The organism is Nocardia cyriacigeorgica NBRC 100375 (assembly GCF_000308555.1).
GTDB classification, from domain to species: Bacteria; Actinomycetota; Actinomycetes; order Mycobacteriales; family Mycobacteriaceae; genus Nocardia; species Nocardia cyriacigeorgica.
The window spans coordinates 1-7,284 of the sequence record NZ_BAFY01000004.1 but is presented as its reverse complement, the minus strand read 5'-3'; the positions used below and the strand labels follow the sequence as shown (position 1 = coordinate 7,284).

Annotated in this window: 8 protein-coding genes; 5 read left to right on the top strand and 3 right to left on the bottom strand. The window is 68.3% G+C overall.

From position 1 onward, the window contains the following. The 4 genes from RJ05_RS00175 to RJ05_RS00160 form a co-directional block, all read left to right on the top strand. Positions 1-975 (top strand): penicillin-binding transpeptidase domain-containing protein (locus RJ05_RS00175; protein ID WP_036531460.1); only part of this gene is annotated, 975 nt, incomplete at its 5' end. A gap of 37 nt (positions 976-1,012) precedes the next feature. After that, positions 1,013-2,536 carry a protein kinase domain-containing protein gene (locus RJ05_RS00170; protein ID WP_036531458.1) on the top strand — a complete coding sequence of 508 codons (1,524 nt, stop codon included), beginning with the start codon at positions 1,013-1,015 and terminating at the stop codon, positions 2,534-2,536. Beyond that, positions 2,533-4,470, top strand: coding sequence for a Stk1 family PASTA domain-containing Ser/Thr kinase (pknB, locus tag RJ05_RS00165; RefSeq protein WP_036531455.1), 1,938 nt, complete (start codon positions 2,533-2,535; stop codon positions 4,468-4,470). The genes RJ05_RS00170 and pknB overlap by 4 nt, the downstream gene beginning before the upstream one ends. Positions 4,471-4,607: 137 nt before the next feature. Next, a complete protein-coding gene (locus RJ05_RS00160) occupies positions 4,608-5,027 on the top strand; it encodes a CBS domain-containing protein (protein ID WP_036531452.1) in 420 nt (139 codons plus the stop codon). 13 nt (positions 5,028-5,040) lie between these two features. Here the strand turns inward: RJ05_RS00160 and RJ05_RS00155 are convergent, their stop codons facing one another. Genes RJ05_RS00155 through RJ05_RS00145 form a run of 3 tightly spaced genes read right to left on the bottom strand, consistent with a single transcriptional unit; the run spans position 5,041 to position 6,844 of the window. Beyond that, a complete protein-coding gene (locus RJ05_RS00155) occupies positions 5,041-5,499 on the bottom strand; it encodes a deaminase (RefSeq protein ID WP_249040448.1) in 459 nt (152 codons plus the stop codon). Between the two features lie 14 nt (positions 5,500-5,513). Then, complete coding sequence (locus tag RJ05_RS00150; protein ID WP_036531449.1) at positions 5,514-6,203, bottom strand: RibD family protein; 690 nt, start codon at positions 6,201-6,203, stop codon at positions 5,514-5,516. Then, a complete protein-coding gene (locus RJ05_RS00145) occupies positions 6,200-6,844 on the bottom strand; it encodes an aminodeoxychorismate/anthranilate synthase component II (protein ID WP_036531446.1) in 645 nt (214 codons plus the stop codon). The genes RJ05_RS00150 and RJ05_RS00145 overlap by 4 nt, the downstream gene beginning before the upstream one ends. A gap of 114 nt (positions 6,845-6,958) precedes the next feature. Here RJ05_RS00145 and crgA point away from each other — a divergent pair, with 114 nt between their 5' ends. Beyond that, positions 6,959-7,225, top strand: a complete 267-nt coding sequence (crgA, locus tag RJ05_RS00140; RefSeq protein WP_014348321.1) for a cell division protein CrgA — start codon at positions 6,959-6,961, stop codon at positions 7,223-7,225. Positions 7,226-7,284: the final 59 nt, after the last annotated feature.

Here is a 7,284-nt window from a genome sequence, read left to right as displayed (position 1 = left end):
CCGAGCACCGGCAAGATCCTGACGATGGTGTCCACGCCGAGCTACGACCCGAACCTGCTGTCGGGCCACGACGGTGCCCAGGGCACCAAGGCGTGGGAGCAGCTCAGCTCGGATCCGAGTCAGCCGATGCTCAATCGCGCCGTCTCCCAGACCTATCCGCCCGGATCCACCTTCAAGGTGATCGTCACCGCCGCGGCGCTGTCCAACGGGGTCGCCACCCCGGAGACCCAGTTCACCGCGGCGCCGAACATCACCCTGCCGGGCACCAGCACCACGCTGGAGAACTACAACGGCACCAACTGCGGTCCCGGCCCGACCGCCTCGCTCTACGACGCCTTCCGGATGTCGTGCAATACCGCGTTCGTCGAGCTGGGTATCGATGTGGGCGCCTCGAATCTGAAGGACGAGGCCGCCGCCTTCGGCATCGGCCCGCATCGCGGGGTGCCGATCCCGGTCGCCGAGAGCACCGTCGGGCCGATCCCCGACGACGCCGCGCTCGGCCAGACCAGCATCGGCCAGCGCGACGTCGCGCTGACCCCGCTCAACAACGCGGTCATCGCCGCGACCATCGCCAACGGCGGCGTGCGGATGGAGCCGTACCTGGTCGACCAGCTGCAGGGCCCCGATCTGAGCGTGCTGTCGGAAACCACACCGGTGTCGGTCGGGCAGGCAGTGAGCGCCCAGGTAGCGTCGACCGTGACCAACCTGATGGTCGCCTCCGAACAGAACACCAAGGGCGGTGGCGGACGGCCGTACCAGATCGCGTCCAAGACCGGTACGGCCGAACACGGCTCGGACCCGCGTAATACCCCACCGCATGCCTGGTATATCGCCTTCGCGCCCGCGCAGAACCCGAAGATCGCGATCGCGGTCATCGTGGAGAACGGCGGCGACCGCGGGGAGGCGGCAACCGGTGGGTCGGTCGCCGCGCCGGTAGCCCGCGCGGTACTGGACGCGGGCCTGCAAGGGCGCTGAACGAGATGGATGTGCGAGTGAATCTGCGGGGAAACCGATGCTGAACAACGGTGCGATGATCGCGGACCGGTACCGGCTGCAGCGGCTGATCGCCACCGGCGGTATGGGCCAGGTCTGGGAAGCCCTCGACACCCGTCTCGACCGGCGGGTGGCGGTCAAGGTGCTCAAGTCGGAGTTCTCGGCCGATCCCACCTTCCGGCACCGGTTCCGGACCGAGGCCAAGACCACCGCGCAGCTCAACCACTCCGGCATCGCCGGCATCTACGACTACGGCGAGACCGTCGACCCGCAGGGCGGGGAAGTGGCCTACCTGGTCATGGAGCTGGTGCAGGGCGAACCGCTGAACACCGTGCTGAACCGGCTCGGCAGGCTTTCGGTGGCCCAGGGCCTGGACATGCTCGAGCAGACCGGACGGGCCTTGCAGGTGGCGCATGCCGCCGGCGTGGTGCACCGCGATGTGAAGCCCGGCAATATCCTGGTTACCCCCGCCGGGCAGGTGAAGATCACCGACTTCGGCATCGCCAAGGCGGTGGACGCCTCGCCGGTAACCAAGACCGGCATGGTGATGGGCACCGCGCAGTACATCGCACCGGAGCAGGCCGTCGGCGAGGACGCCACCGCGTCCAGCGACGTGTACTCCCTCGGCATCGTCGGCTATGAGGCCCTGGCCGGTCAGCGGCCGTTCAGCGGCGACGGCGCGATCACCGTCGCGATGAAGCATGTGCGCGAGACACCGCCGCCGATGCCGTCGGATCTACCGCCCAACGTGCGCGAACTGATCGACATCACGATCGGCAAGGACCCGGCCCAGCGCTACGCCGACGGCGGCGAGTTCGCCGACGCCGTCGCCGCGGTGCGCGCCGGTCGCAGGCCACCGCCGCCGCGCGGGATGGGCACCGGACCCGCGCCCACCGGCGCCACCCGGGTGCTGCCGCCCGGCCCGACGGTGGTGCTGCCCTCGGCCCAGCCCGCCTACGACAACGGCGCGACCGTGCGTTATCCGACCGCGGCGGCGACCGGCGCGGCGACTCCGACCACGATGGGCGCCGCTCCCACCTCCGGGCACGCGCCGATGCCGCCCGACGACCACAAAGGCGGCCTGACCTCCACGCAGAAGTGGATGGCCGGGCTCGGTGTGGGCGCCGTGGTGCTCGGCGGCCTGGTGATCTGGCTGCTGTTCGGCGGCGACACCAACCCCGATCCGAACCGGCCGATCGAGTCGAGCACGGTCGCCCCGCATACCCCCAAGCCGCTGCCACCGCCGGTCACCACGACCGTGCGGCCGGTGCCGCCCCCGGTGACCACGACCGAGGAGCCCACCACCACGCAGCCGCCGACCACGACCACCGAACCGCCGACGTCGACGACCACCGAAACGACCACGACGGAACCGACGACGACCGAGCCGACCACGACCGTTCAGCGCACCTCGGCGCAGCCGACGACCACGGGTCGGCGCATTCCGACCGTCGACATACCATTGCCCGAGATTCCCGGTGCCCGACGTCCAGTCGTCACCGAAAGCAGCACGCCGGCTACTTCCCAGCAAGGACTGCCATGACGACCCCGAAGAATCTCTCCTCCCGGTACGAGCTGGGCGAGATCATCGGGTTCGGCGGGATGTCGGAGGTGCACAAGGCGCGCGACCTGCGACTGAGCCGGGATGTGGCGATCAAGGTGCTGCGCGCCGATCTGGCCCGCGACCCCACCTTCTATCTGCGCTTCAAACGGGAGGCGCAGAACGCCGCCGCGTTGAATCATCCGGCCATCGTCGCGGTGTACGACACCGGCGAAGCCGAGGTCGACGGCGGCCCGCTGCCCTACATCGTGATGGAGTACGTGGACGGCGAGACGCTGCGCGATATCGTGCGCGGCAAGGGCCCGCTGCCGCCGCGCCGGGCGATGGAGATCATCGCCGATGTCTGCGCCGCATTGGATTTCAGTCACAAGGCCGGCATCGTGCACCGCGATATGAAGCCGGCCAACATCATGATCAACCGGTCCGGTGCGGTGAAGGTGATGGACTTCGGCATCGCCCGCGCCATCGCCGACGCCGCCAATCCGATGACGCAGACCGCGGCCGTCATCGGTACCGCGCAATACCTGTCGCCGGAACAGGCGCGCGGCGAATCCGTCGACGCCCGCTCGGATGTGTACTCGGTGGGCTGCGTGCTCTTCGAGATCCTCACCGGCGAACCCCCTTTCACCGGCGACTCACCGGTGGCGGTGGCCTACCAGCATGTGCGCGAGGATCCCCGGCTGCCCTCGCTGGTGCACGACGGGGTGCCACGCGAACTGGATTCGGTGGTGCTCAAGGCGATGAGCAAGAATCCGGCCAACCGATATCAAACCGCCGCCGAGATGCGCGCGGACCTGATCCGGGTGCTCGGCGGGCAGAAGCCGAGCGCGCCGATGGTGATGACCGACGAGGACCGCACCACCATCCTCGGCTCGGAGGAACCGGCGCCGCGTTCGTACCACACTGTCGACAACCATGACCGGTCCGCGTATCGCGGCAATGACGACACCGGTGAGCAGGAGCCGGTGGATCCGCCGAGCCAGCGGCGCACCGCCTATCTGACACTCGGCGCGGTGGCCGCGGTGATCGTCGCGATCGCCCTGTTCTGGGTGCTGATCGGGCCGGGCAGCAAACCCGACCAGGTCGCCGTCCCCGATCTGTCGAACATTTCGGTACAGGAGGCCGAGCAGAAGCTCGAGGACCTCGGTTTCCACGTCGCCATCCAGGAAAAGCCCGATGCCAGGGTCGCTCCCGACAATGTGATCGCCACCCAGCCCCTCGGCGGTTCCCGCGTCGACGAGGGCAGCACCATCACCCTGCAGGTGTCCACCGGGCCGGCGCAGGTCCAGGTGCCGCGCCTGACCGGGCTGACCCGGCAGGAGGCCGAGCAGAAGCTCAATGCCATCGGGTTGCGGCTGGATCCCCAGGTCGACAAGGAGGCCTCCAGCACCGCCGAGCTGGACAAGGTGATCGGCCAGAACCCGGCCGAGGGCGCGAGCGTCGAGGTCGACCGGGCCGTCAAGGTGACCATCGGCAGCGGCCCCGAGCAGGTCCGAGTGCCCAATGTGGTGGGCCAGGACATCGAGGTCGCCGAACCGAATCTGGTGGAGGGCGCGCAGTTCAAGGTCGTCGTCCAGGAAGTTGTCTCGTCCCGGCCGAAGGGTGAGGTCATCGCGACCAGCCCGGCCGGTGGTTCGACCGCGGAGAAGGGCTCGACCGTCACGGTCCAGGTCTCGCTCGGCGCCGAGTTCACCATGCCGAGCCTGGTCGGATTGAACGCCTCGCAGGCCATCGACCGGCTGCGCCAGGCCGGGTGGGCGGGCTCCACCACCCAGATCGTGCAGAACACGCAGGTCACGCTGGATTCGGCGAACGTCGGCAAGGTGCTGAACCAGCAGCCGGCGGCCGGCTCCTCGGTCGGACGCAACAGCACCATCGTCATCTACACCGGAGTGCTGCCGCTCGGTCCGCCGTGATCGATCGCGCCGCCGGACCGGCTGCCGCATTCGGGTGAACGGGATGCCGATTCACCGAACCGGTCGGTCCGTGCGGTGCGACAATTGATGGGCTCCATCCCGATCAGCTCAGCTGAATCCATGAGGAGGTAGCCCAGATGACCACTGCCAGGGACATCATGAAGCCCGGCGCTCAGTGGATTTCCCGAGATCAAACGGTCGCCCAGGCGGCCCGCGTGATGGCCGAACTCGGTGTCGGCTCGCTCGTCATCGCCGACGAGAACGAACGGATGTGCGGCATCATCACCGACCGCGACATCGTGGTGAAATGCATCGCCCAGGGTCTGTCCCCGTCGGGCACTCGCGCCGCCGAGCTCTGCGAAGCGACCCCCCGCTGGGTCTCGGCCGACGCCGACGTCGACGAGGTGCTCGACGAAATGGAGACCCACCAGGTCAAACGCATGCCGGTGATCGAGAACAAGCGCCTGATCGGCATGATCAGCGAGGCCGACCTGGCCAGGCATCTCGATGACAATCAGCTCGGCGAGTTCGTCACCGCCGTCTACGGCAGGCCGTGACGCACTGAGTCGATCAGGACAGGTCGAGGTGGCGGTTCATCGACATCGCCGCCTCGGCCAGGTCCGGTAGTTCGACCACCTCGACGCCGTGCTGGCGCAGCCGCTCCACACCGACACAGTCGGTGACGAAGGTGGCCGGTTCCCGCCAGGCGATGACCACTCTGGGAATTCCGGCCCGAAGGATCCGCTCGGTGCACGGCAGCCGCGTCGCCGTGGCGCGCTCCGAACACGGTTCGAGGGTGCTGTAGATCGTGGCGCCCGCCAACCGGGGGTCGTCCGCGGCCAGTTTGTCCAGCGCGGATTCTTCCGCGTGTACCTTCGGATCGGTTTCCCGCGAATAGCCGGAGCTGATCTCGACGCCGTCGGCGACGATGACCGCACCCACCGAGAAGGCGGTCTCGCTGCGCGGGGCGAGGCGGGCGAGGGTGATCGCGCGCAGCATCCAGTTGTGGTCGGTGGGCGCGGTACTCACTGTGGCCTCCTCGTTCACGCTTCGGGCGAATCGCCCGTCTTGGGCAGATAGCGCAGCACCGCGACATCGCCGGCCCGGCCGACCTCGGCCAGCCGCATCCGCCGCTGCGCGCCCTGGGGGTAGTCGGCCGGATCGAGTACGCGTGGTGCGGCGGCGTCGCCGACAATCAGCGGCGCGATCGCCAGCACCAGTTCATCGGCGAGATCGGCCGCCAGAAAACCGGTGAGGATGCGGGTGCCACCCTCGACCATCAACCGGCCGATACCCCGGCTACCCAGATCATCGAGCAACCGACCGAGATCGATCCGCTCGCCGAGTGCGACGACCTCGGCGGTCTCGCCCAGCCGGTTACCGAGCCGGGCCGCCCCGTCGACGGTGGTGTAGACCAGCTTGTCACCGCCGTGATGCCAGAACCGCAGCTCAGGATCGAGCTCACCGCTCGCGGTCACCGTGACCTTGAGCGGGTACTCGGGCTTCCCGGCCGCGACCCGCTCGGCCCGGCGCGCCTGATCGTTCACCAGCAGCCGCGGATTGTCAGCGCGCAAGGTCTGGGCGCCGACCAGGATGGCATCCGACTCGGCCCGCAGCTGATCAACCCGGTCGAAATCCTCGGCGCTCGACAGCAGCAGCCGCCGCGGGCTCGCGTCGTCGATGTAGCCGTCGACGCTCGCGGCGACCGAGAGCAGCACATACGGCCGGCTCATGAGATCGCCAGCGCCGCGACCTCCGCCTCCAGCATTTCCACCAGGCCCTCGGCCGGACGTTCGCCGCACACCTCGAGCCAGTTGGCCAGCATCCGATGTCCGCCCTGGGTGAGCACCGACTCCGGATGGAACTGCACACCGTGGATGGGCAGGTCGTGATGCCGCATGGCCATCACGATCCCGCTTTCGGTGCGTCCGAGCACCTCGATCTCGTCGGGCAGGGTGTCTTCGAGGACGGTGAGCGAGTGATAGCGGGTGGCGGTGAACGGATCGGGCAGCCCCGCCAGCACGCCGGCGCCGATATGGAAGACCTCGCTGGTCTTGCCGTGCAGCAGCTCCGGCGCCCGGGTCACGGTGGCGCCGAAGGCCGCGCCGATGGATTGGTGGCCGAGACACACACCGAGCAACGGCGTGCGCTGCCTGGCCGCGGCGTGGACCAGCTCGATGCTGGCGCCCGCCCGATCGGGCGTGCCCGGGCCGGGGCTGATCAGAATGCCGTCGAATTCGGCGGCCACCGCGTCCAGATCGGCCAGGCGCTGGTCGTCGTTGCGCCAGACTTCGGCCTCCGCGCCCAGCTGGCCCAGGTACTGGACCAGGTTGTAGACGAAGCTGTCGTAATTGTCGACGACCAGAACACGCATGGTTCGAGATTACGTGGCCTACCCACAGGCCGTCGCATCCATTACCAGTTGGGATAGCCTAGAGAGAACCGGAGGGACGCCGGTATTGCCCTGTTCGCCGAATTCGAGGACGTCATGCCCAAGTCCAAGGTCCGTAAGAAGACCGACTACTCCAGCTCCCCCGCCAGCCGGACCCCGGTGAAGGTGAAGGCCGTCGGTCCGTCGCCGGTCTGGTACGTCGCCATCATGCTCGGGTTCATGCTCGCGGGCCTGGTGTGGCTGCTTGTGTACTACCTCGCGGGCGACCAGATCAGCTGGATGCGCGACCTCGACGCGTGGAACTTCCTGATCGGCTTCGGCCTGATGGTGATCGGCCTGATCATGACCATGAGGTGGCGCTGAGCCCGGTTGCCGTCCGCCGTATTACAGACGTGTCATTCATGCACACCTGTGGATGAACC

What these genes read in the sequence shown, in the direction of transcription:
- RJ05_RS00170 (WP_036531458.1), top strand. Translation starts at nt 1,013, where the DNA reads ATGCTGAACAACGGTGCGATGATCGCGGACCGGTACCGGCTGCAGCGG.
- RJ05_RS00145 (WP_036531446.1), bottom strand. Translation starts at nt 6,844, where the DNA reads ATGCGTGTTCTGGTCGTCGACAATTACGACAGCTTCGTCTACAACCTG.
- crgA (WP_014348321.1), top strand. Translation starts at nt 6,959, where the DNA reads ATGCCCAAGTCCAAGGTCCGTAAGAAGACCGACTACTCCAGCTCCCCC.
- RJ05_RS00150 (WP_036531449.1), bottom strand. Translation starts at nt 6,203, where the DNA reads ATGAGCCGGCCGTATGTGCTGCTCTCGGTCGCCGCGAGCGTCGACGGC.
- RJ05_RS00160 (WP_036531452.1), top strand. Translation starts at nt 4,608, where the DNA reads ATGACCACTGCCAGGGACATCATGAAGCCCGGCGCTCAGTGGATTTCC.
- pknB (WP_036531455.1), top strand. Translation starts at nt 2,533, where the DNA reads ATGACGACCCCGAAGAATCTCTCCTCCCGGTACGAGCTGGGCGAGATC.